This window comes from Roseomonas sp. CCTCC AB2023176 (genome assembly GCF_042259275.1).
Lineage (GTDB): Bacteria > Pseudomonadota > Alphaproteobacteria > Acetobacterales > Acetobacteraceae > Roseomonas.
Map to the genome: position 1 here is coordinate 2200613 of NZ_CP170086.1, position 22484 is coordinate 2223096.

The following is a 22484-nucleotide window of genomic DNA, read 5'->3' on the forward strand; positions in this document are numbered from 1 at the left end:
CCGGCTTGCAGGGGCCGGGGTTGCGGCGTGAAACGCTGCTTGATTTGGACAGGCGGGGGTGGGGCGCCTAAACCCCGGCGCCATGGACATGCCGACCACCCGCCCCATCGCGCTCTTCGACATGCGGGCGCAGCAGGACCTGATCCGGGCGGAGCTGGACCGGCGCATCGCCGCCGTCCTCGATTCCGGCCGGTTCGTGCAGGGGCCGGAGTGCCAGGAATTGGAGGAGAAGCTCGCGGCCTTCGCGGGCGTCGCGCACGCCGTCGGCGTGTCCTCCGGCACGGATGCGCTGCAGATCGCGATGATGGCGGAAGGGATCGGGCGTGGCGATGCCGTGTTCCTGCCGGCGTTCACCTATACCGCGACGGCGGAGGTGCCGCTCGTGCTCGGCGCGACGCCGGTCTTCGTGGACGTGGACCCCCACACCTTCAACATCGACCTCGCGGACCTGGAACGGCGGGTCGCGCTGGTGAAGGCGGAAGGCAACCTGCGGCCGCGCGCGGTGATCGGCGTGGACCTCTTCGGCCTGCCCGCCGACTGGCCGGCCATCGAGGCGATCTGCGCGCGGGAAGGGATGTTCGCGCTGGACGACGCCGCACAGGCCTTCGGCGCGCGTCTCCACAACAAGCGGCTCGGCGCCTGGGGTGGCGCCGCCGCGCTGTCCTTCTATCCGACGAAGACGCTGGGCTGCTACGGCGATGGCGGCGCGCTGCTGACCGACGATGCGGAGCAGGCGGACCTTTACCGCTCCCTCCGCACCCACGGCGAGGGCAAGACGCGCTACGAGGTGCTGCGCACCGGCATGAACGGGCGGCTCGACACGCTCCAGGCCGCGATCCTGCTGTGCAAGCTGCCGTTGCTGGAGGATGAACTGGCGTCGCGCACCCGCGTTGCGGTCTGGTACGGGGAGCGTCTGCGCGGACGCGTGCAGGTGCAGGCCGACCTGGCCGGCGCGGAGAGCGCGTACGGCCTCTATTCGATCCTGCTGGCCGATGCGGCGCAGCGCGCGCGTGTGCAGGAGTCCTGCAAGGCCGCGGGCGTGCCGACCGCGATCTACTACCCGCTGCCGCTGCACCATCAGCCCGCCTATCGCGATCACCACGCCGCGGCCCTGCGCGATGCGCCGCCGCTTCCCGTCAGCGAGGCGCTGTGCACGCGGATCCTGTCCCTGCCGATGCACCCCTACCTCGACGAAGGCCAGGCGGACCGGGTCTGCGAGGCGGTCGTCGCCGGGCTGTAGCGCCCCGCACCGGCCTCCGCGACGCAGGCGACGCGCCGTGCCCCATGCCCCCGCGTCCGGGCCAGCCCGCGCCCGCCAGTACCTCGGCCAGCACCTCGGCCAGGAGTTCGGCCAGGAATTCGGGACAAGTCCCTCCCCGGCGAGGACCGGCCCGTGACCGGCGGCGGGATCGGCGGCATTCCCCAGCCCTCGCTTCCGGCCGCGCCGGTCCTGGCCTAAACGGCGCCCCCATGCCCCCCTTCCCGCTCGCCGGCTGGCTGGACCGGCTGCCGGAGACGCGGCGGCCCCGGCTGGTGCTCTCCCTGCTCTGCCTCCTGCTCTGGGCGCCGGGCCTGTGGACCATCCCGGCGGGCGACCGGGACGAGAGCCGCTTCGCCCAGGCCACGCGGCAGATGGTCGAGACGGCCGACTACGTCCGCATCCGCAACGGGGAGGTCGAGCGGAACAAGAAGCCGGTCGGCATTCATTGGGCCCAGGCCGGCATCGTGCACGCGCTGGAGGCGGTCGGGGTGCCCGCGCGGGATCAGATCGGGGCCTATCGGCTGGCCGGGGCGATCGGGGCCTGGCTTGCGGTGATCGCGACCTTCTCGCTCGGGCGGGGGCTGGTGGGGCGGCGGGCCGCGTTCCTGGCAGCGGCGGCGCTGGCGGCGACGATGCTGCTGGTGGTCGAGACCCACATCGCCAAAACCGATGCGGCGCTGCTGGCGACGATCGTGGCGGCGATGGGGCTGATGGGGCGGGCCTATCTCTCGCCGGCGACCTTCGGGACGCGGTCTGCGGTGTGGTTCTGGCTGGCGCTGGGCGCGGGGGTGCTGCTGAAGGGGCCGATCGCGCCGATGGTGCCGCTGCTGGCGGGCGTGACCGTGTATGTCGCGGACCGGGGGTGGCGCAGCGGCGTGCCCTGGCTGCGGGCGCTGCGGCCGATCTGGGGCGTGCCGCTGATGCTGGCCTGCGCGCTGCCCTGGCTCGTCGCGATCGGCATCGCGACGGAAGGGCGGTTCTTCGCGCAGGCGATCGGCGACGACATGCTCGCGAAGGTCGGATCGGGAGAGGAGGCGCATTGGGGGCCGCCGGGCTATTACCTGCTGAGCTTCGGGATCGCGGCCTTCCCGGCGGCGTTCCTCGTGCTTCGCGCCGTGACCGATGCGTGGTCGAACCGGCTGCGGCCCGCGACGCGGTTCCTGCTGGCCTGGGCGATTCCGACCTGGCTGCTGTTCGAGGCGGTGGCGACGAAACTGCCGCATTACGTCCTGCCGGCCTATCCCGCGCTGTTCCTGCTGGCGGGCGCCTGGGCGACGGATCCGCTGCACCGGGCCGCGCCGCGGTGGCTGGCGTGGCTGGGCTGGGCCTCGCTCTGGGGCACGGGGATCGGGCTGGCGGTGGCCTGCATCGCGCTGCCGGTGGTGGCGGACCGGGCGCTGCTGCCGACATCGCTCCTCGCGCTTCCCGCGGCGGCCCTGCTGCTCTGGGGCGTCACCACCGCGATCCGTGACGCGGCTTGGCCGCGTGCGGTGCTGGCGGCGGCCCTGCTCTCCGTCCCGCTCTACTGGGTGGTGCTGGAAGGGACGCTGCCGCATCTCCGCGCGCCCTGGGTATCGACCCGCGTGGCGGCGCTGGCGGCGGCGAACGGGGTCCCGCCGGAGCGGCTGGGCATCACGGGGTACCACGAGCCCTCGATGCTCTTCGCGACGGGCGCGGCGCTGAACCTGATCCAGGATGGGGAGGGCGCGGCGCGCTTCCTCGCGGGGGCTCCCGGCCGCGCCGTCGCGGTCGAGGGGCGGCAGGCCGAACGTTTCCGTGCCGAGGCGGCGCGGATCGGCCTGTCGCCGCGCGCGATCGGGGCCACCGACGGCTTCAACTACGTCCGCGGCCGGCGCGTCGCGATCACCCTCTACGCCGCGGGATAGGGACCCATGCTCGAGACCGTCGCCGGCATCGTCGCGCAGCTCGGCGTGCCCGGCATCTTCCTGCTGATGTTCGCGGAGAACGTGTTCCCGCCGATCCCGTCGGAGGCGATCATGCCGGTCGCCGGCTTCAACGCGGCGCGGGGGAGCTGCCGCTGGTCGCGACCTACCTGGCCGGCGTCGCGGGCGCGGTGCTGGGAAATGCCTTCTGGTACGAGGGCTCGCGGGCCGTGGGGCAGGCGCGGGTGGAGGCGCTCGCCGACCGGTACGGGCGCTACCTCGGCGTGATCGGGGAAGACGTGCGGGAGGCCTCCGCGGTGTTCCGCCGCTGGGGGCTGCCGGCCGTGTTCCTGTGCCGCTTCCTGCCGGGGCCGCGGACGCTGATCTCGGTGCCCGCGGGGATCGCGGAGATGCACCGCGTGACGTTCTACGTCGCGACGACGCTCGGGACGATGGGGTGGACGGCCGTGCTCATGGGGGCCGGGTGGCTGTTGGAGGGACATTGGGAGCGGGTGAAGCCGTACTTCGATCCGCTGCTGATCGTCGTCGTCCTCGCGGTGGTCGGGACCTATGCCTGGCACCTGTGGCGGACGCGGCACCGCTGGATGCGCCAGCGGGGGTAAGGCCGCGGGGGGGGTAAGGCGGCGGGGGTGACGCGGCGTCAGGCGCGGTCGGGCAGGGGCAGGTCCAGCTGCTGGCCGCCGCGGCGACGGTCCAGGAAGGCCATCGCCGGCGTCACGGTCGTCCCGTGCAGGAAGACGGAAACGAGGACGACGGTGGTCGCGGCGGACCAGAGGGTGCCCGCCTCCTCGAACTCCGCGTGGCCCAGCGCGAAGGCGAGGTAGTAGAAGGTCCCGAGGCCGCGGATGCCGAAGAAGGCGATCGTGGCCCGCTCCTCCGGCGGGCGGCCGGCGCCCCATAGCCCGACCCAGCCTGCCAGCGGCCGCACGACGAAGACGGCCGCGAGCGCGAAGGCGACGACCCAGCCATCCGCCGCGTGCAGCAGCCCGCCCGCCGCGGCGGCGCCGCCGAGCAGGACGAGGAGCGCCATCATCAGCAGGCGTTCGAGCTCCTCGGCGAAGTCGTGCAGTTTCTCGTGGTAGGCGTGGCCGCGCTCGGCGGAGCGGAGGGTGAGGGCGGCGACGAAGACGGCAAGGAAGCCGTAGCCGCCGAGTTTCTCCGTCGCGCCATAGACCAGCAGCGTGATGCCGAGCGCCACGAAGCCCGCGCCGGTGCGGGACAGTTTCGCGCGGTTCGGCATGCGGAAGGTCGTCCAGGCCAGGACGCGGCCGAGGACGTAGCCAGCGGCGATGCCGGCCGCGACCTTCCAGAGCACGGCGTAGGTGAACCAGCCCCACCAGCCGTCGCCGCCCCGCTCGCCGCCGGCGAGCATCACGGCGAGGAGCACGAAGGGGAAGGCCAGGCCGTCGTTCAGCCCGGCCTCGGAGGTCAGGGCGAAGCGGACTTCGTCTTCCTCCCCCGAACGGGGCGGGCCGACCTGGACGTCGGAGGCGAGCACCGGATCGGTCGGGGCGAGGCAGGCGGCCAGCAGGACGGCCGAGGCCGCGCCGAGGCCGAGGATGAGGTGCGCGAGGACCGCGAGCATCGCGATGGTCAGGAGCATCCCCGGGCCGAGAAGGCGCCAGGTGATGCCCCAGCCACGCCAGCCGAACGGGCGGTCGATCTTCAGCCCCGCACCCATGAGGGAGATGAGGACGACGAGTTCCGTCAGCCGCTCGGTGGCCGCGCGGTTGCCGATGGGGTCGGGCGGCGGGCCGGGAATGGGCAGCAGGCCGAAGATGGCGGCGCCGAGGAGGACGCAGGCGATGGGGAGGGAGAGCGGCGCCTCCTTCAAGACCATCGGCAGCCAGGCGGTCAGGAGGATCAGGACTCCGAGGGCGACGAGGAGGAGGATGTAGGTGTCCAACGGGCGGTGTCTCGGGCGGGGGCCGGGGCGTAACGCCGGGCGCACCGGTTCGTCCGGGGTTCGTCATGTGGGAAGGCCGGCCGTCGGGAGTGCTGCGCGCCGTCACGCCGCCTTCGCCATACCCGATGCGTCGCGCTTGGCCCGGCGGGCCCAGCACGGCGAGCCCAGGAAGGCGCGCCTGACACGCCGTGGCAGGTCGGCGCGCAGACGTCAGGCGAGAACGGGGGCGTCAGGCGAGGTCGGGGGGCGCGGCGCGGGCCCCCCACGTCACCTCAGGGCCAGGTTCCGCCCACGGCCTCCGTCGCGGTGCGGCAGGCATCGAGCAGGGCATCTGCCGCAAGCGGGTCGCCTGCCGGGTCAGTGGCGGCGGTCGCGATGGAGGTCGCCACGAGGGCGAGGCGGCCGCCGGCGTCGAAGACCGGGGCGGCGAGGGCACGCAGGCCAGGGATGAGTTCGCCCTCGACCCGGGCCAGGCGCTCGGTCCGGACGGCGGCGCGGAGGGCGGCGATGTCGGGCGAGGTGCCCGCGCGGTCAGTGGCGAGGGCACGGGCGGCCTCGGCGTCCATGGCCGGTGCGTCGCCGTAGGCGAGGAAGACGCGGCCGGTGGCGGAGCGCAGGAGCGGGAGGACGGAGCCGAGGGAGAGGGTGGTCAGGACCGGCGGGGTGCCGGCGATCCAGCGGACGACAGTGGGGCCGGCATCGCCCCAGACGGAGATCATGGCGGTGCGGCCGGTGGCCTCCACCATCGTGCGGAGGGCGGCGTCGGCGCGATCGAGCGGTGCGATGCGGGAGAGGGCGGCGAGGCCGATGCGGAGCGTGGCGGAGTCGAGGTCGTAGAGGGACCCGCCCTGCGGCTGCGTCGCGAAGCCCGCGGCGACGAGGGAAGCGAGGTAACGGTGCGCGGCGGAGGGGGAGAGGCCGGAGCGGCGCGCCACGTCGGAGAGGGTCGTTGCCCGGCCCGCGTCGCCGAGGGCGGCCAGGACGCGCAGGCCGGTCTCGAGCGAGCCGATGCCGCGGCGGGGCTTGGCGGGGGACATGGGCGATGGGTCGCCGGTTCCGGCGGGGGTGGCAAGGGCCGGGCGGCGTGTGCGGGGCGGCGTGACCTGCAGGCGGATCGGCGTATCGTCGGGGGATGAGCGCCCTGGCCACACCGCCCGATCCCGTCGAAGCCTTCGACCTCGGGCACCTGGATGATGGGTTCTACGCGGACCCGTACCCGATCTATCGCGCGCTGCGGGAACGGGACCCGGTGCACCGCATGCCCGACGGGTCGCTGTTCCTGACGCGCTGGGCGGAGCTGGACCGGGTGTACCGGGACACGCGGGCCTTCTCATCCGACAAGCAGGCGGAGTTCGGGCCGAAATACGGGGACGGCCCGTTGTTCGAGCACCATACGACGTCGCTCGTCTTCAACGATCCGCCGCTGCACACGCGGGTGCGGCGTCTGATCCAGGGGGCGCTGATGCCGCGGGCCCTGAACGCGATGGAGCCGGGGCTGCGTGCGCTGGTGGACCGGCTGCTGGACGGGTTGGCGGAGAAGGGTTCCGTGGACCTGATCGAGGACTTCGCGGCGGCCATCCCGATCGAGGTCATCGGCAACCTGCTGGCGGTGCCGGTGGAAGAGCGGGGGCCGTTGCGGGAATGGTCGCTCGCGATCCTCGGCGCGCTTGAGCCGCGGCTGACGCCGGAGCAGGAGGCGCGGGGGAATGCCGCGGTGGCGGAGTTCCTGGCTTACCTGCGGACACTGGTGACGCGGCGTCGCGTGGCGCCGGGCGATCCGGCGACGGACGTGCTGACGCGGCTGATCCAGGGGGAAGAGGATGGCGAGCGGCTGACGGAGAAGGAGCTGCTGCACCAGTGCATCTTCCTGCTGAATGCGGGGCACGAGACGACGACGAACCTCATCGGCAACGCGCTGGAACTGCTGCACCGTTTTCCTGACGAACGCGCGCGGCTGCTGGGTGATCCGTCGCTGATGCCGACCGCGATCGAGGAGGTGCTGCGGTACGAGTCGTCGAACCAGCTGGGGAACCGGCGGGTGGCGGCGGACACGGACGTCGGTGGCGTGATGGCGCCGGCGGGCACCCTGCTGACGCTCTGCATCGGCGCGGCGAACCGGGACCCCGCGCGGTTCGAGGACGCCGAGCGCTTCGACGTGGCGCGGCAGCCGAACCGCCACCTGGCCTTCGCGGGCGGGGCGCATATGTGCGTGGGGATGAACCTGGCGCGGATGGAGGGACGGATCGCCTTGGCGGCGTTCCTGGCGCGGTTCCCGGGCTATGCGCTGACGGAAGTGCCGGTGCGGGCGCGGCGTGCACGGTTCCGCGGGTTCACGCATCTGCGCGCACGCGTGAAGTGAACCGTCGTCGCTTTCCGCTGGCGTGGGGCGTGTGGCCCCGGTGTAGGCTTCCCGCCGCAGGGATGGGGAGCGTCGCATGAACGGGAAGCGGATCGGGCGTCGCGCGGGGCTGCTGGCCTGTGTCGGGTTGGCGGCGGGGCGCACGGCCGCGGCGCGCGGAACGACGCCGTTGCGGGGACTGTACGACGCGGCGGGCGAGGCGCCGTCGGTGCTGGCACGGGGGCTGGACGGGCGGCGCGTGGCGCTGCGCGGCTATCCGATGCCGGTGCCGAGCCATGCACCGGGCTGGTTCGTGCTGGCAGAGACGAGCGTCGCGCCCTGCCAGCTCTGCGGGTTGACGCATGACTGGCCGGTCGGTGTCGTCGCGGTGCATGCACCGGACGCGCCGCACATCGCATCGCCCTACGTGACGGTGGAGGTGGAGGGGCGGCTGACTCTGGCGCCGGACCCCGTGCCGGACCTGCCGGGGCGGCTGGTGCTGCGCGACGCGACGGTGGCGGTGGGCTGAGGATGCGGCGGCTTCTCCTCACGGCGCTCGTCGCGCTGGCGCCGGCGGTCCTGGCCCTGCCGGCGCTGGCGCAGCCGGCGGACCTGCTGCTGCGCAACGGGCGCGTGCACACCGTGGATCGCGCGGGGACCACCACGACGGCCGTCGCGGTCCGGGACGGGCGCTTCGTCGCGCTCGGCGCGGAGGCCGAGCGGATGGGGGCGCGGGAGACGCTTGATCTGGGCGGCCGTGCGGTCATCCCGGGGCTGATGGACGCGCACCTGCACCTGCACGGGTACGCGATGAACGCGCCGACGGTGCAGTTGCTCGGCGCACGGTCCATCGCGGACGTCGTGCAGCTGATCGGGGAGCGCGCGGCGGCGACGCCGCCGGGAGAGTGGGTGATCGCCTCGTCGCTCTGGCACGAGAGCCTGCTGGCGGAAGGGCGGTTGCCGACGCGGTGGGAACTGGATGCGGTTTCCCCGAACAATCCCGTCTTCATCCCGCGCGGCGGGCACGTGGTGACGGTGAACAGCCAGGGGCTCGCGCGGTCCGGGGTCACGCGGGACACGCCGCAGCCGACGGGTGGCGTGATCGTGCGGCGCGACGACGGGGAGCCGACGGGGGTGCTGCTGATCGCCGGCGCGATTTCCATCGCGCGGCGGGCCTTGCCGCCGCCCCCGCCGGCGGCGGAGCAGGCGCGGCTGATGGTCGAGGCGATGCGGGAGCTGAACGGGCTCGGCATCACCGGCATCTTCGAGCCGGGGATCATGGGGCCGGAGGCCGCGATCTACCGGCAACTGCGTGACGACAACCGCATGACGCTGCGCGCCTGGGTGGCCTGGCGCGGGCTGAACCGGGAGAGCATCGAGCGCGGCATCGCGGCGCAGCGGGACTGGCCGCAGCACCCGATGGTGCGGCCCGCCGGCATCAAGTTCCTGCTGGATGGCGGCGTCGAGGGCGGGTGGATGACCGAGCCGTACCGCATCGTGCCGGGCGAGCAGACGAATCCGGGATACCGCGGCATCCTGCTGCTGCCGGCGGGCGGCGAGGAGGAGATGCTGGAAGGCCTGCGCGCCGTGCACCGCGCGGGGATGCAGTTCCATACGCATTCGGTGGGCGATGCGACCATCGACCTGATCACGCGGCTCTACGAGCGGGTGGACGGGGAACTGGGGCCGGTCCGGAACCTACGCTGGAACGTGATGCACATCTTCCTGCCGACGCCGGAGGCGCTGTCGCGGATGGCGCGCCTTGGCATCATGGCGACGGTGCAGAACCATCCGGTGCTGCTGGGGCACAACCAGCGGCGGTGGTGGGGCGACGAGCGGGCCGCCTATTCCATCCCCATCCGCGCGATCCTGGATGCGGGGATCCAGACGGCGGGCGGGACGGACGCGCCGGTGGTGCCGGGCGATCCGTTCCAGTCGATGTGGTGGATGGTGACGCGCGGGACGCTGGCGGGATACCGGCTGGGGCCTGAGCAGGCGATCACGGCGGCGGAGGCGCTGCGGATCTACACGCGCGGAACGGCGGCTCTGCTGGGGGCGGAGGAGGAGCTGGGGTCCATCGAGGTCGGGAAGCGGGCGGACCTGGTGGTGCTGTCCCAGGACTTGTTGACGGTGGAGCCGGAGCGGATCCGGGAGACGCGGGCGCTGATGACGGTTGTGGAAGGGCGCGTCGTGCACCGTGCGGGGATGTAGGGCGCGGTCCCTCCCTCCGTTGCGGCTCGGCGCGGGGCGCGTTCGGCATCGGACGGGGCGGTGGAGGGAGGGACAGGTCGGTCGGGGTAAAGAAGACCGCCAGGGAACCCCGCGCCGCGGTGGGAGTTGTCGTCGGCGAAGAATGAGAGGTGTCCGATGGCCCGGGGTTTTCCGTCCATGACCGCGTTGCTCGGCGTACTGGCCGTCGCCGGCTACCAGAACCGCGACAAGCTGGGGGAGATGCTCGGCAACTTGACCGGCGGCCACGCACCGGACCCGAACGGCCCGTCGGCGGCCGGAGCGTCGGCAACCGCCGGAGCAACGGCCGGGGTGACGGGCGCGGGCGGCATCGGTGGCTTCCTTTCCGAGGGCATCCGCGATCTGGTGGACCGCTTCCGGCAGGTCGGGCACGGCGACGCCGCCGAGTCGTGGGTGGCGCATGGGCCGAACCGCGCGGTGGCGCCCGCCCAGGTCGAGACGGCGATCGGCGGCGACACGCTGGACGCGCTGACGCGGCAGACTGGGCTGCCGCGCGAGGAGATCATCGCGCGGCTCACGCGCGAACTCCCCGACGCGGTGGACCGCTACACGCCCGACGGGCGGTTGCCCAGCGCCGACGGGCCGGGGCGGGCGACGTAGGGCGACCCTGGCCGCCACCTGAGGAGGGCTCGACGGAGCCTGACACCGAGCCTCTTCTGTGATCGCCAAGCGTCTCCGGAGATCAGGTCCAGTACAGGATGCGCGCCGCCGGGAGGTGGCGCGCGACGGACGCTTCCAGCGCGCGGCGGAGGTCGGCCATCGTCGCCTTCGGATAGACGTACTTGGCGGAACCGAACTTCGTGAGTTTCCGGCTGCGCTGGTCCGGGTCCATCTCGAGCGCGGAACCGGGGTACCAGCCGTCCAGCACCTTCTTCGAACCTTCGGTGAAGCGGTGGGTGATGAGTTCGACCGTCAGGTCGGGCTCGGGCACGCCGTCGAGCGCCGCAGCGCAGTCGGCGAAGAGCGCGTCGTAGGCCGCTTCCCAGCCGGGCACGGGGATGATGGGGGCGATGGTCAGGCCGATGCGGTAGCCCGCCCGGGCCATCCGCTGCATGGCGGCGAGGCGGTTCGCGACGCGCGGCGCGCCGCCTTCGAAGCGCTCCGTGCCCTTCGCGTTGAGGGAGAAGCGGATGCGGGTGCGGCGGGTGTGGGGGAGGGTCAGCAGGGGCTCGACCGCATCGTACTTCGTGGTGAAGCGGAGCTGGACACCGTTGGCCCCGGCGGCGTCCCAGGCGCCGAAGTGGCGGATGGTCTCGGCGAGGCTGCCGGTGATGTGCTCGATGCCCAGCGGGTCGGTGTAGCAGGAGGCTTCGAAGGTCGTGCCCTCCGCGGCGCGGGCGGCGTCGGTGGAGGTGACGCGGCCCTGGCCGAGGAGGGGCGGGAGCTCGGCGAGGATCTCCGGCAGGTTGGCGTACGCGCGCACGATCGGCGGGCCGGCGAGGGAGCCGGCGAGGTAGCAATACGAACAGTGGGCGGGGCAGCCCTCGGCCAGGTCGAAGCGGAAATCGGCGGAGGGCGGGATGGGCTGCGGGCGGCGGCGGCTCGGGGAGGCTACGACGACGGCGAGGGTGCGCTTCGCGTCCTTGTAGGCGTCGGGGAGGTTGGAGAGGCGGTCGGCCTTCAGGCGCACGACTTCGGCGCCGAGGGCGGCCGCGCGCTCAGCCATAGCGGTGCCGTGCGGCCAGGACAGCGCGCCGGGGGTTACGAGGACGCGGGCGGGGGTCCAGGGCCGGGTCGGGCGCGTCGCGGCGTCGGGTGAGAGAGTGCCGTCAGGCATCAGGCACGTCCGCCCGGGAGGTGCGACGCGATCAAGGCGGTGGCGGCGTCGGGGTCCAGGCGCGCGGTGTCGAGGATCAGGTGCGGTTCGGGCCAGGTCTCGTAGTGATGGCGCGTGACGGAATCCCAGTCCGGCGGGGCGTGGCCCGGGATGTCGGCGACGCGGCCTTCGACGCGGCGGCGGTGTTCTTCCGCGTCGGTGCAGACGATCTCGACTTCCAGCAGCGCGGCGCCGGCACGGGCGGCGGTGGCGCGCCAGGCCGCGCGGCTCTCCGCAACGGGGTTCACTCCGTCGGCGACGACGGATTGGCCGAGGGCGAGGTTGGATACGGCCAGCGCGTTCGCGACGCCGTATCCGGCCGGGCCGATGGCGGTCAGGCCCGCGTCGCGCAGCGCCTGCTCGATCACGTCGATGCGAAGGTAGGCCGCGGGGATGCGCTGGGCGAGGCGGCGCGCGATCGTGGTCTTGCCCGTTCCGGGCAGGCCGCCGAAGGCGATGAGGATGGCGGGCATCAGAAGGCGTAGCGCACGCGGCAATAGGGCATCCGGGCCTCCAGCAGGTCGAGGAAGCGGCGGAGCCAGCGGCCCTTCCAGCCCGCGCGGTAGCGCAGGTTGGCGGCGCCGGTTTCGCTGCGCTTCTCCTCCTGGATGTCGGGGCGCCAGAGGAGGTCCTCCGCGCGCGGGTGCCAGGCCAGGTTGATCTCGTGCAGGCCGGCATTGTGGGTGAGCATGATGACCTCGGCCGCGAGCTGATCCTTCAGCGTGGCGGGAAGGACGTCGTCGAGTTCCTCGAACAGCGCGCCCCAGTCGGCTTCCCACCCCTCCCGCAGCACGACGGGGGAGAAGTTCAGGTGGACCTCGTAGCCCGCTCGGTGGAGGCCGGGCAGGGCGGCGATGCGCTCCGCGATGGGGGCGGTGCGGACGTCCAGCAGCTTCGCCATGCCGGCGGGCATGAGGGACATGCGGATGCGCGTGCGGCCCCGCGGGTCGTAGGCCAGCAGGTCGCGGTTCACCCACTTCGTCGCGAAGGAGCCCTTGGCGTTGGGGATGCCGCGGAAGAGGGCGACGAGGTCGCGGACGTTGTCGGAGATCAGCGCGTCCACCGAGAGGTCTCCGTTCTCGCCGAGGTCGTAGACCCAGTCGCGCGGGTCCACCTGGTTCGGTTCGTGCTTCGGCCCTTGGCGCGCGGCGTGGCGGCGGGTGGCCTCGGCGATCTCCTCGATGTTGACGAAGACGGAGACGGGGTTGGTGTGGCCCTTGCGGCGCGCGACGTAGCAATAGGCGCAGGCCATCGCGCAGCCGTTGGAGGTGGAGGGCGCGATGAAGTCGGCAGAACGGCCGTTGGGGCGGAAGGTCAGGCCCTTCTTCACGCCGAGGACGAGGGTGTCGTGCTTCGTGCGGAGATAGTCGGTCGGGTCGGCGTCGCGCAGGTCGGTGATGCGCCAGTGGGATTCGACGGGGATCCGCTCGGCATCGGGGTAGCGGGCGAGGACTTCCCGCCCGCGGGCGAAGGTTTCGACGGCGGGCTCGAGGTAGATCCGGTCGATGTCGAGGAGGGTGTCCGCGCGAACCATGGCAGCGCGGATATGGGGATTCCCGACCGCGCTTATCAGGTATTCAGCCCAAGGTCAGCGCTGGCCGTCCCACTTCTCGATGCCGTCCTGGGTCAGGCCGCCGACGCGGGCGTGCGGCCGGCCGCCGGTGGTCATGGCAAGGGCGAAGAGGATTTCGTCGGCGCGCGGGCCGTCGGGGACGGTGCAGGTGATGCCGTCGAAATGGGAACGGACGTAGCAGGCATCCTTGTGGTGGATGGGGATGTCGAGCGGCGCGCCCATCGGGCCGACCTTCGTCATGGACGGCACGATGGCCAGCGCCCGGCCGAGCAGCCCTCGCATCGCGTAGCCGCCGGCGATATGCCAGAGCGCACCGTGCTCCTGCTCACCGGCGGTGCCGACGATGGAGCCTTTTCCGTAGGCTTCGATGCGTGTGGGGTCGTTGCCCATGGCTTGCAGAAGTGCGGTCGCGCATTCCAGGCCGAGAGGCTTCAGGTCCTCCATCATCCACGCGATGTCCGGTTCATAGCGGCCGGCGAACGGGTTCTTCAGGACGACGGCGACCCAACCCTTCAGGATGGGGGTGGCGAGAGGGGGGCCGCCGTCGTGGCGGACCTGCTCGATGGCAGTGACGATCTTGCGGACGTCGATCATTCGTTGAGGTTGTCCGACGATGGCATTTGCACCCCTGTCGTCACGTAGCCGCTAAAGCGATCACGGCAAAGATCGCGATCATCACGCTCATTGTCTGGACGACGGTGGCATATATCCGGACAAGACGGGCTTCCTCAGTATCGTCACCCCACTCCGAATGTAGAGCGATGGCAGCTGGATGTTGGGGAGCGTAGCAAGAACGAACAGTCTACGTTGAGACACGCTCTTCGTAATTGATCCGCGGTAAACCTGCCGCGCGATGAGCCGCGTGGCGACGATGTTGAGCAGCAAGCAGCACAGAATGATACTGAGTGAACCACTGATGAATGGAGTCATGTCGCCGCAATCATTCAGCACACAAGGCGATCATGCAGCCAATCGCTCCAGCCCGAGCGTCACGCGGGCACGCCCGACCAGCCGCAGTGCGGCAGCGCAGATCAGGCCGCGTGTGATGTAGTCTTCCGCCCGCGCGAGCCCGCCATCCAGCGCTGACACGACCTCCGCCTCCGCCAGCGGCCCGACCTCCGTCGTGACGAGACGGGCGCCCAGGTCGCTGTCCGGGTCGAGGTCGCGCGCCGGCACACGAAAGATCGAGGGGCTGTCTAGGTCCACCGCGTTGGCGACGAGCGTCGCTGCGGCATCCGCCGTCGCAGCATCGGTGGCGAGGACCGTCACCGCGTCGGCGATGCCGAGGGAGAAGGAGCGGCCGTGGCGGCCGGAGGTCGCGACGCCGCCGATGCCGGATCCGCCGGGCAGACGCAGCGCGCCGTCATAGGCGACACCGCGGGACGGGTCGGGGTGGGCGACGAGACCGAGGGTCAGGGCTTGGCCGGGTGCGGCGTAGACGGCGATGTCGCCGCCGTCATTGACGAAGGCGCGGTCGAGCGGGGCGGCGTGCAGCATGACAGACAAAAGTTCGTCGGCGACGGCGCCGGCGACGGCGGCCATGGGGGTGACGAAGACCGGTGCGAAGGAGGCGCAGGCCGCGACCATGCGGCGGGCGACGGGGCCGGTCACGCGCGGCGCTTCGGCCATGGGGCGGCGGAGTTCGCGGAGTTCCTCGCAGAGTTCGGGGAGGATTGCCGGGAAGCGGCGGGCGGCGGCGTCCTCGGCGGCGCGGATCGCGTCGGGCGCGCCCCAGGCGCGAAGCACGACGTCGATCGGGCCGTGCTGCAGGTGCAGGCGGCCGTCGCGCAGGCGCGCGATCACGGCGCGAAGGGCCAGGGATTGCGGTCGGCCCAATGGTCCACGCGCAGCGACGGGCCGAGGGACCGCAGCACGTCCTCGACCCGCACCACGTCCTCCATGTGACCGCCGAGGCGCTCGTAGAGGGTGCGGGGAAGGGTGAACTCGATCGGTGCGACGAGGGCGGGGGTGGGCACGTAGCCGAAGGAGCCCTTGGGCATGCGCGTGACGTCGGCCATGACGGTGATGCCGCCGCCCGGCCAGAGATAGGCGGGGGCGCCGCCCAGCGTGACCTTGGTTTCGCCTGCGGCGACGGAGCGCGTGAGCAGCACCGGGTTCTCCGTCACCCCGGCGCGGAGGGAACCGCCCGCGCCGGCCATGAACAGGACGTTGCAGAGGGAGGGTTCACAGTTCTCGCCGATGCGGTCCACGACGGCGCGGATGGCACGCGGCATCTCCGCCTCGACGGGACGCAGCGCCTCGTCCAGCACGTACCACGCGGCGTGGTCGCCGGTGGTGGAGGTCATCAGCAGGCGCAGGCCGGGCCAGGCGATGGCGGGGTCCACGCGCTCGACGATCGAGAGGGGGTCGGTGATGTCGGTGCCGCCCCAGCCGAGGCCGGGGCTGGCGACCTGGAAGTATCGCCCCGGCGTGGAACGGCGGCCGCGCACGCGGAGGCCGGCGGGGCGCATTCCCAGGACCTTGCCGGCCTGGTGCTCTGTCAGGACGCCGGTGATGTGGTCATCCACGACGATCACCTCGTCGGCATGGCCGAGCCATTGCTTGGCGAAGATGCCGACGGTCGCGCTGCCACAGCCAACGCGCATGCGGCGCTCGGGCGTGCCTTCCACCACGGGGGGCTGGTTCGCGGCGACGCGGACGCTGTGGCCGCCGTCGATCGTCAGTTCCACCTCTCCGCCAGCGCAGAGGGTGAGGAGGGTTTCGCAGGTGGCCGTGCCCTCCCGCTTCGAGCCGCCGGTCAGGTGGCGCACGCCGCCGAGGGAGAGCATCTGCGAGCCGTATTCGGCGGTCGTGACGTGGCCGACCTGTTCGCCCTTCGCGCGGACGGGCGCGGTTTCGGGGCCGAGGTGGCGGTCGGTGTCGATCTTCACCTTCACGCCGCAGTAGCTGAAGATCCCCTCGGTCACCACGGTGACGGTATCCACGCCGGCATGCTCGGCGGCGACGATGAAGGGTGCCGGCTTGTAGTCGGGGTAGGTCGTGCCGGCGCCGATGCCCGTGACGAAGGCGCGCGAGGGATCCAGCAGCTTCCCGTCCCACTCGGCGCCGGCGAACTCCGCGACGCGGCCTCCTTCGTCCACCGTGCGCGCGAGCACGACGGCAGGATCGGTGCGGATCAGGTGGCCGTCCTCGTTCGCGTAGCGGCTGCAGGCGCCGGCGCGTCCCGGGCGGATGCGGCACAGCACGGGACACGCGTCGCACCGCACGATGCCGTCGCCCTCGGCCGCGCCGAACCGCGCCGACCGCGCCTCGACGGTCAGCCGGTCGCTCATGGGAAGCGCCCTTGCGCGGTGATGGGTGATCTTGTGGCCCCGGACGAAGGCCCTGCCTTCCTCCGGACCTCCATCCGCCAGGGGACTTGTCCCCTGGACCCCATTCTATTGAACGCCTCGGGTTGATGGGTGGCTCGCACGCGGCGCAAGCGCGTGTGCAAGCCACCCAGCAACCGGGGGCATCTCTTCAACAGATCGAGGTCCAGGAGGCGAGCCTCCTGGTGGGTGGGAGGTTTGGAGGGAGGGCAAAGCCCTTCCTCCAAGGTCGCAAGACCAATCCTCATCCCTGCAACGCCTCCCAGAGCCGATGCGGGAGGACGGGGACGCGGGTGACGCGGACGCCCGTCGCGTGGCGGATGGCGCCGAGGATGGCGGGGGCGGTCGGGACCAGCGCGGGTTCGCCGACGCCCTTGGCGCCGTAGGGGCCTTCGGGGTCCGGGTCCTCGATCAGGTGGACGGTGATGGGGGGAACGTCGCCGACGGTGGGGATGAGGTAGTCGTGCAGGTTCTCGGTGCGGCCGGGGATGAATTCCTCCATCAGGGCAAGGCCCAGGCCCTGCGCGATGCCGCCGTGGATCTGGCCTTCGACCAGCGTGGGGTTGATGGCGCGCCCCACGTCCTGGGCCGCGGCGATGCGCAGGACCTTCGTGGTGCCGAGGGCTGTGTCCACGCGGACGAGGGCGCATTGGGCGGCGAAGCCGTAGGTGGCGTAGGGCGTGCCCTGGCCATCGGCGTCGAGCGGGGTGGTCGGCGGGTCGAAGTATCCCGTCGCTTCCAGCGGTTCGGGGAGGCTCGAAAGGTCGATTGTCCGCGTCGCCTCGCCGTCGTTCACGCGGAGGGTCGTGCCGTGCAGGTGCAGGTGCGCGTCGGGGCCGGCATTGGCGAGAGGTAGGATGCGGCGGCGCAGAGCGCTGCCCGCTTCGTAGGCGGCGCGGCCACTCACGAAGGTCTGGCGTGACGCGCTGGTCTTCCCGGCATCGGGAGTCAGGTCGGTATCGCCGATGACCTGGCGGAGCTGCGCGACGGGCAAGCCGATGGCGTCGGCGGCGATCTGGCCGATGACGGTCGTGCTGCCCTGGCCGATGTCGCAGGCGCCGTTGAAGAGGGTGAGCGTGCCGTCGCGGTCCAGCACCACGCGCATGGTGGAAGGGTTGGAGAGCGAGGTATTGCCGCAGCCGTACCACATGCAGGCGATGCCCGCGCCGTGGCGGTAGCGCGGGCTGCCGGCATTTAGGCCCGCCGCGTCCGCCAGCATCGCGTCCCAGTCGGGGCGCAGGGCATCGAGGCATTCGGGCAGGCCGGCAGAGGCGTGCAGGACCTGGCCGGATGGCGTGGCATCGCCGTGGCCGATCGCGTTCAGGCGGCGGATGGCCCAGCGATCCATTCCCATCGCCTCGGCCAGGTCGTCCACAAGGCATTCAGTCGCGATCGCGGCCTGCGGCACGCCGAAGCCACGGAAGGCGCCGGCCGGTGTCTCGTTCGTGTAGATCGCGCGTGTCCGGTTGTGGACGTTCGGCACGCGGTAGGGGCCGCTGGCGTGCACGGGGACACGGTTGGCGACGGTCGGGCCCCAGGAAGCGTAGGCGCCGGTGTTGAAGTCGCCTTCCATCTCGTAGGCGGTGAAGCGGCCCTCGGCATCGGCGGACATGCGGGCGCTGATCGAGGCGGGGTGGCGCTTCGTGCTGCTCGCCATGCTCTCGATGCGCGAATAGACGGTGCGCACGGCGCGGCCGGTGACGCGGGCGGCGACGGCGAGAAGCGGCTGGACGGAGACGTCGAGTTTCCCGCCGAAGCCGCCGCCGCAGGCCGTGGGGATGATGCGGACGTGGGCTTCGGGGATGCCGAGGACGCGCGCGGTCTCCTCGCGGTCGATGGCGGGAGCCTGGGTGCAGGCGGTGACCTCGATCCGGTCGCCGACAGGAACGGCGTGGCCGGCTTCGGGTTCGATGTAGGCGTGCTCGACGAAGGCGGTTGTGAAGTGGCCCTTGGCGGTGGCGGCGGAGGCGGCGTGGGCTGAGGCGACGTCCCCGCGTCGCAGGTGGCCGCGCGTCAGGACGTTGTCGGGCGCGTGAGCGTGCAGGGCCCCGCCGGCGAGCGCCGCTTCCGTCCCGGCCAGCGGTGGCAGGGGTTCCCAGGCGATCGGCAGGTCGGCGTCGCGCACTGCTTCCACCGCGGCGCGTTTGCCGACGAGGGCGAGGACGGCCTCGCCGCGGTAGCGCACATGGCCCGGGGCGAGGACGGGCTGGTCCTTCAGGTTCGGCATGATGCCGAAGCCGTTATGCCCCGGCACGTCGGCAGCGGAGAGGATCGCGGTGAGGCCGAGGCGGCTGCGCGCGGCATCGAGGTCACCGAGGGTGAAGCGAGCACGCGGGTGGGGGAGCGCACGGCGCGGAGCCAGAGCGCGTCGGCGGGCGGCGCATCGGCGGCGAAGAGGTCGGTGCCCGCGACCTTCGGCCATCCGTCCAGGCGCGCGATGCGGGCGCCGACGGCGGCGCCGGCTTCGGGATGCGCGGCGGGTGCGAGGTTGCCGGTGGCGGCGTCCAGCACGGCCTCGATGATCTTGCGGTAGCCGGTGCAGCGGCAGAGCACGCCGCCGAGGGCGTCCTCCACGGCCGCGGCATCGGGGGTCGGTTCGCGCGCCAGTAGGTCGGCGGCCGCGAGGATCATGCCGGGCGTGCAGATGCCGCATTGCGCCGCGCCGTGCGCCAGGAAGGCGGCGCGCAGGCGGGGGATGGCGCCGTGATCCGCCTCGATGGTCGTGATCGCGGTGCCTTGGGCCTGCGCCGTCGCGATGAGGCAGGAACAGACCTGGGCACCGTCCAGCAGCACCGTGCACGCGCCGCAGTCGCCGGCCTCGCAGCCGACCTTCGTGCCGGTCAGGCGCAGGCGTTCGCGCAAGGTGTCGGAGAGCGGCGCGAAGGGCGGCGCGACGACGGAGACGGGTTCCCCGTTCAGCGTGAAGGTGACGGGGGCGAGGCCCGGGGCGGCGTCAGGCATCGGCACAGCCTGCCAGAAGGTCACGGACGATCTGCAACGCGGCGGATCGGCGATAGGCCGCGGAGGCACGGACGTCGTCCAGCGGGGTCAGCTCGCGAAGGAGGTGTTCGGATGGCACCTCCGCCGCCTCGCGCAGGGGCACGCCGATCAGTGCGGCCTCCAGTGCCGGCAAGCGCTGCGCGACCGCCGAACAGGCCCCGACCGCGACGCGCGCAACGGCGATCCGGCCCGCCGGGTCGCAGGCCAGTACGCCAGCCGCCATCGCGATGGAAATCACGAGGTAGCGGCGGGCGCCGAGCTTCTCGAAGCAGCCGCGGCCGCCCTCGAGGCGGGGGACGTGAAGCGCCGTGACGATCTCGTCCGCAAGGATGGCCGTGGACCGTAGCCCGTCACGAACTGCGCGACCGGAAGGTGCCGGACGCCGCCCGGGCCGGTCGTCTCGACGGCGGCGTCGAGCGCGAGGAGGTTGGGAATGCCGTCGCCGGCCGGCGAAGCGGTGCAGAGGTTACCGACGATCGTGCCGCGGTTCTGCACCTGCCGCCCGCCGACGTCCCGCGCGGCGGCGCGGAGGCCGTCGAAGAGCGGCGGCAAGGCGGCGTCGCGGATCGCGGACCACGTGACGAGAGGGCCGATGCGCCAGCCGGTGTCCGTCGCCTCGATCGTCGAAAGACCGGGGATGGCGGAAAGGTCCAGCACCGGCGGATGTGTCGGATCGCCCCAGGCTGCGCGCGTGGCGCGGGCGGGATAGACATCGGTCCCGCCGGCGAGAGGCATCGTGCCGGGACGAAGCGCGATGGCTTCGGCGAGGCTACGGGGGCGGTGGTACGGGGTCACTCCGCGGCTCTCCGCACGCCGCGCAGGGTCGACGTGCCCGCGCCGTCCACCGCGCCGGAATCGTCTAGCGCCACGCCCCAGAGGCGGCGGGCGTCGTCGGGGGTGTAGTAGCCGCGGGCCACGTCACGCGCGACGAGGGCCGGGTCGCGCGCGAAGGGGTTGCCGTAGCCGCCGCCCCCGGGCGTCAGGACCTCTACGCGGTCGCCAGGGGAGAGCGGGATGCCCTGGTCCTTCGAGAGGTGTTTCGGGATCAGGGTTTCGCCGCCGCGGTGCACGCGCACGACGTTGGGCGCGCCGTCGGCGCCGCCGAGCACGCCGGGCGGGCCGAAGCGGCCGTGGTCCATGACGAAGGATGCGCGGGCTTCGCCGCGCAGAACCTCGACCTCGTATTCCACGCCGAAGCCGCCGCGCGTCGCGCCGGCGCCGCCGGAGCCTTCGCGAAGGCAGAAGCGGTGGAAGCGGATGGGGAAGACCTGCTCCATCACCTCGACGGGCGCGGTCTTCGAGATTCCGATGGTGGAGCAGCCGTTCGTCAGGCCGTCGGTGGCGGCGCTGCCGCCGTAGCCGCCGCCGGTGATCTGGTACATGACGTAGCCCACCTCGCGCTGCGGATCGAAGCCACCGAGGGCGAAGTTGCCGGAGGTACCGGCAGGCGCGGCCCAGACGAGGTCGGGGACGGCCTGGACGAGGCAGAGGAAGACCGCCTCGGCGATGCGCTGCGAGACCTCGGCGGCGCAGCCGGAGACGGGCCTGGGGTAGCGCGCGTCGAGGAAGGTGCCCTCGGGGCGGTGGATGACGAGGGGCGCGAAGGCGCCGGCGTTCAGCGGCACGTCGGGGAAGACGTGGCGGACCGCGAGGTACACCGCGCTGCACGTCGTGGACCAGACGGAGTTCATCGGGCCCTGGCAGGGCGGCGAGGATTGGCTGAAGTCGAATCGCAGTTCGTCGCCGCTTCGCGTGACGGCGAGGGCGATACGCAGCGGTTCGTCGACGACGCCGTCGGAGTCCACGAAGGCTTCGGCGGTATAGGTGCCTTCAGGAATGCGGCGGATCTCGGCGCGCATGCGTTCTGCCGAGCGATCGCGGATCAGGGCGATGGCGTTCCGCAGGCCGTCGACGCCGTAGCGGGCGATGATCTCGCGCAGGCGCGTTTCGCCGACAAGCAGGGCGGCGGCCTGGGCCTTGATGTCGCCGATGCGTTGCTCCGCGACGCGGATGTTGGACTGGATGATCGAGAGGATCTCGCGGTCCAGCTCGCCGCGCTTGAAGAGTTTCACGGGCGGCAGGCGCAGGCCTTCCTGCTCCACCTCCGTCGCGTGGGCGGAGAAGCCGCCGGGGACCATGCCGCCGACATCAGGCCAGTGCCCCGTGTTCTGGAGCCAGCAATAGACCTGCCCTGCCACGAAGACGGGCTTGGCGAAGCGCACGTCCATCAGGTGCGTGCCGCCGAGATAGGGGTCGTTCACGCAGTAGATGTCGCCGTCTTCTGGTGCCGCGACGGCGCCTTCGCGGATGAGGCGGATGATGTGCCCGGCGGAGTGCTGCATGACGCCGACGAAGACGGGCAGGCCGAGCTCGCCCTGCGCGATCAGGGAACCGTCCACCGCGTCGTAGATGCCGTCGGCGCGGTCCTCGGCCTCCGCGATGACGGGGGAGAAGGCGGCGCGCGCGAAGGCGATGTCCATCTCGTTGCAGGCCTGGGAGAGGCTGGCCTGGATGACCGCGAGGGTAAGGGGATCGGTCCTCATGCGGAAATCCTGAGGTTGCCGGTGCCGTCCACGATCGCGGTGCAGCCGGGCTCCAGCACCGTCGTCGCGTCGGCCTGCTGGAGGATGGCGGGGCCGGGGATCATCGTGCCTGGCGCGAGGCGTTCGCGCTGCCAGACCGCGGCGTCGTGCCAGGCGCCCTCGGCATAGAGGGGGCGGGTGCCGATGCGGGCGTCCTTCGACCATTCGGCGGGGTCGAGCAGGGCCGATAGGGCGAAGGGGCGGCGGCGGCCGATGACGGAGGTGTTCAGGTTCACGAGTACGGCCCGGATTTCCGGCAGGCGCACCTGGAACCGGGCGAAATAGGCGGCCTCGAAGGCAGCCTGGATGGCGGCGCGGGTCGGCGTCGCGTTGCCGAGCGGGACGCGGATCAGGTGGGTCTGGCCGCGGAACTGCATGTCGGCGGAATGCAGAATTTCGGTGCGGACGACTTCGCCGGCTTCGCCCGACAGGGTTTCCAGTGCCTGCATCTTCTGGGTCGCGAGGATGGAGGCGATCCGGTCCGCATCCACCTCGTCCAGGCCGCGGTTCATGGTGTTCACCACG

22 protein-coding genes are annotated in these 22484 nt (G+C 72.2%); 8 read left to right on the plus strand and 14 right to left on the minus strand.

The annotated features are described in order from the left end of the window. Positions 1-82: 82 nt before the first annotated feature. From ACE7GA_RS10970 to ACE7GA_RS10985, 4 genes are all read left to right on the plus strand, one after another. Positions 83-1240: a DegT/DnrJ/EryC1/StrS family aminotransferase gene (locus ACE7GA_RS10970; protein ID WP_376099316.1), complete on the plus strand. Its 1158-nt coding sequence runs from the start codon at positions 83-85 to the stop codon at positions 1238-1240. A gap of 230 nt (positions 1241-1470) precedes the next feature. Further along, positions 1471-3147: an ArnT family glycosyltransferase gene (locus ACE7GA_RS10975; RefSeq protein WP_376099318.1), complete on the plus strand. Its 1677-nt coding sequence runs from the start codon at positions 1471-1473 to the stop codon at positions 3145-3147. Between the two features lie 6 nt (positions 3148-3153). Next, on the plus strand, positions 3154-3432 hold the full coding sequence (locus ACE7GA_RS10980) for a DedA family protein (protein WP_376100602.1): 279 nt from the start codon (positions 3154-3156) through the stop codon (positions 3430-3432). Beyond that, on the plus strand, positions 3336-3767 hold the full coding sequence (locus ACE7GA_RS10985; protein WP_376099320.1) for a DedA family protein: 432 nt from the start codon (positions 3336-3338) through the stop codon (positions 3765-3767). The genes ACE7GA_RS10980 and ACE7GA_RS10985 overlap by 97 nt, the downstream gene beginning before the upstream one ends. A gap of 38 nt (positions 3768-3805) precedes the next feature. Here ACE7GA_RS10985 and ACE7GA_RS10990 read toward each other — a convergent pair whose 3' ends face one another. After that, a complete protein-coding gene (locus ACE7GA_RS10990; protein ID WP_376099322.1) occupies positions 3806-5071 on the minus strand; it encodes a cation:proton antiporter in 1266 nt (421 codons plus the stop codon). Between the two features lie 272 nt (positions 5072-5343). Continuing rightward, positions 5344-6108: an IclR family transcriptional regulator gene (locus ACE7GA_RS10995; RefSeq protein ID WP_376099324.1), complete on the minus strand. Its 765-nt coding sequence runs from the start codon at positions 6106-6108 to the stop codon at positions 5344-5346. A 95-nt stretch (positions 6109-6203) separates the two neighbouring features. Here ACE7GA_RS10995 and ACE7GA_RS11000 point away from each other — a divergent pair, with 95 nt between their 5' ends. The 4 genes from ACE7GA_RS11000 (at position 6204) to ACE7GA_RS11015 (ending at position 10259) form a co-directional block, all read left to right on the plus strand. Then, complete coding sequence (locus ACE7GA_RS11000; RefSeq protein WP_376099326.1) at positions 6204-7430, plus strand: cytochrome P450; 1227 nt, start codon at positions 6204-6206, stop codon at positions 7428-7430. Positions 7431-7506: 76 nt separating this feature from the next. Continuing rightward, entirely contained in the window at positions 7507-7938 is a 432-nt protein-coding gene (locus ACE7GA_RS11005; protein WP_376099328.1) for a hypothetical protein, read from the plus strand. A gap of 2 nt (positions 7939-7940) precedes the next feature. Beyond that, the gene (locus tag ACE7GA_RS11010) at positions 7941-9620 is read left to right on the plus strand and encodes an amidohydrolase (RefSeq protein ID WP_376099330.1); all 1680 of its coding nucleotides are present in this window, start codon (positions 7941-7943) and stop codon (positions 9618-9620) included. A gap of 177 nt (positions 9621-9797) precedes the next feature. Next, a complete protein-coding gene (locus tag ACE7GA_RS11015; protein ID WP_376099332.1) occupies positions 9798-10259 on the plus strand; it encodes a YidB family protein in 462 nt (153 codons plus the stop codon). 82 nt (positions 10260-10341) lie between these two features. Here the strand turns inward: ACE7GA_RS11015 and ACE7GA_RS11020 are convergent, their stop codons facing one another. The 12 genes from ACE7GA_RS11020 to ACE7GA_RS11075 form a co-directional block, all read right to left on the minus strand. Continuing rightward, positions 10342-11436: a spore photoproduct lyase family protein gene (locus ACE7GA_RS11020; protein WP_376099334.1), complete on the minus strand. Its 1095-nt coding sequence runs from the start codon at positions 11434-11436 to the stop codon at positions 10342-10344. After that, entirely contained in the window at positions 11436-11948 is a 513-nt protein-coding gene (locus ACE7GA_RS11025; protein ID WP_376099336.1) for an AAA family ATPase, read from the minus strand. The genes ACE7GA_RS11020 and ACE7GA_RS11025 overlap by 1 nt, the downstream gene beginning before the upstream one ends. Further along, positions 11948-13009, minus strand: a complete 1062-nt coding sequence (locus ACE7GA_RS11030; protein ID WP_376099338.1) for a spore photoproduct lyase family protein — start codon at positions 13007-13009, stop codon at positions 11948-11950. Before ACE7GA_RS11030 ends, ACE7GA_RS11025 begins: the two co-directional genes overlap by 1 nt. A 54-nt stretch (positions 13010-13063) precedes the next feature. Then, positions 13064-13642 (minus strand): amino acid synthesis family protein, encoded by a 579-nt coding sequence (locus ACE7GA_RS11035; protein ID WP_376099340.1) that lies wholly within the window; start codon positions 13640-13642, stop codon positions 13064-13066. Positions 13643-14008: 366 nt separating this feature from the next. After that, a complete protein-coding gene (locus tag ACE7GA_RS11040; protein WP_376099342.1) occupies positions 14009-14851 on the minus strand; it encodes a UPF0280 family protein in 843 nt (280 codons plus the stop codon). After that, on the minus strand, positions 14848-16341 hold the full coding sequence (locus ACE7GA_RS11045) for a 6-hydroxynicotinate reductase (RefSeq protein ID WP_376099344.1): 1494 nt from the start codon (positions 16339-16341) through the stop codon (positions 14848-14850). Before ACE7GA_RS11045 ends, ACE7GA_RS11040 begins: the two co-directional genes overlap by 4 nt. 280 nt (positions 16342-16621) lie before the next feature. Next, positions 16622-18631, minus strand: coding sequence for a xanthine dehydrogenase family protein molybdopterin-binding subunit (locus ACE7GA_RS11050; protein WP_376099346.1), 2010 nt, complete (start codon positions 18629-18631; stop codon positions 16622-16624). After that, complete coding sequence (locus tag ACE7GA_RS11055) at positions 18592-19338, minus strand: (2Fe-2S)-binding protein (RefSeq protein ID WP_376099347.1); 747 nt, start codon at positions 19336-19338, stop codon at positions 18592-18594. Before ACE7GA_RS11055 ends, ACE7GA_RS11050 begins: the two co-directional genes overlap by 40 nt. Further along, complete coding sequence (locus tag ACE7GA_RS11060) at positions 19331-19600, minus strand: hypothetical protein (protein WP_376099349.1); 270 nt, start codon at positions 19598-19600, stop codon at positions 19331-19333. Before ACE7GA_RS11060 ends, ACE7GA_RS11055 begins: the two co-directional genes overlap by 8 nt. A gap of 11 nt (positions 19601-19611) precedes the next feature. Next, positions 19612-20172, minus strand: coding sequence for an FAD binding domain-containing protein (locus tag ACE7GA_RS11065; protein ID WP_376099351.1), 561 nt, complete (start codon positions 20170-20172; stop codon positions 19612-19614). Further along, the gene (locus ACE7GA_RS11070) at positions 20169-21920 is read right to left on the minus strand and encodes a hydantoinase B/oxoprolinase family protein (RefSeq protein WP_376099353.1); all 1752 of its coding nucleotides are present in this window, start codon (positions 21918-21920) and stop codon (positions 20169-20171) included. Before ACE7GA_RS11070 ends, ACE7GA_RS11065 begins: the two co-directional genes overlap by 4 nt. After that, on the minus strand, positions 21917-22471 hold the full coding sequence (locus ACE7GA_RS11075; RefSeq protein WP_376100219.1) for a hypothetical protein: 555 nt from the start codon (positions 22469-22471) through the stop codon (positions 21917-21919). The genes ACE7GA_RS11070 and ACE7GA_RS11075 overlap by 4 nt, the downstream gene beginning before the upstream one ends. Between the last annotated feature and the right edge of the window lie 13 nt (positions 22472-22484).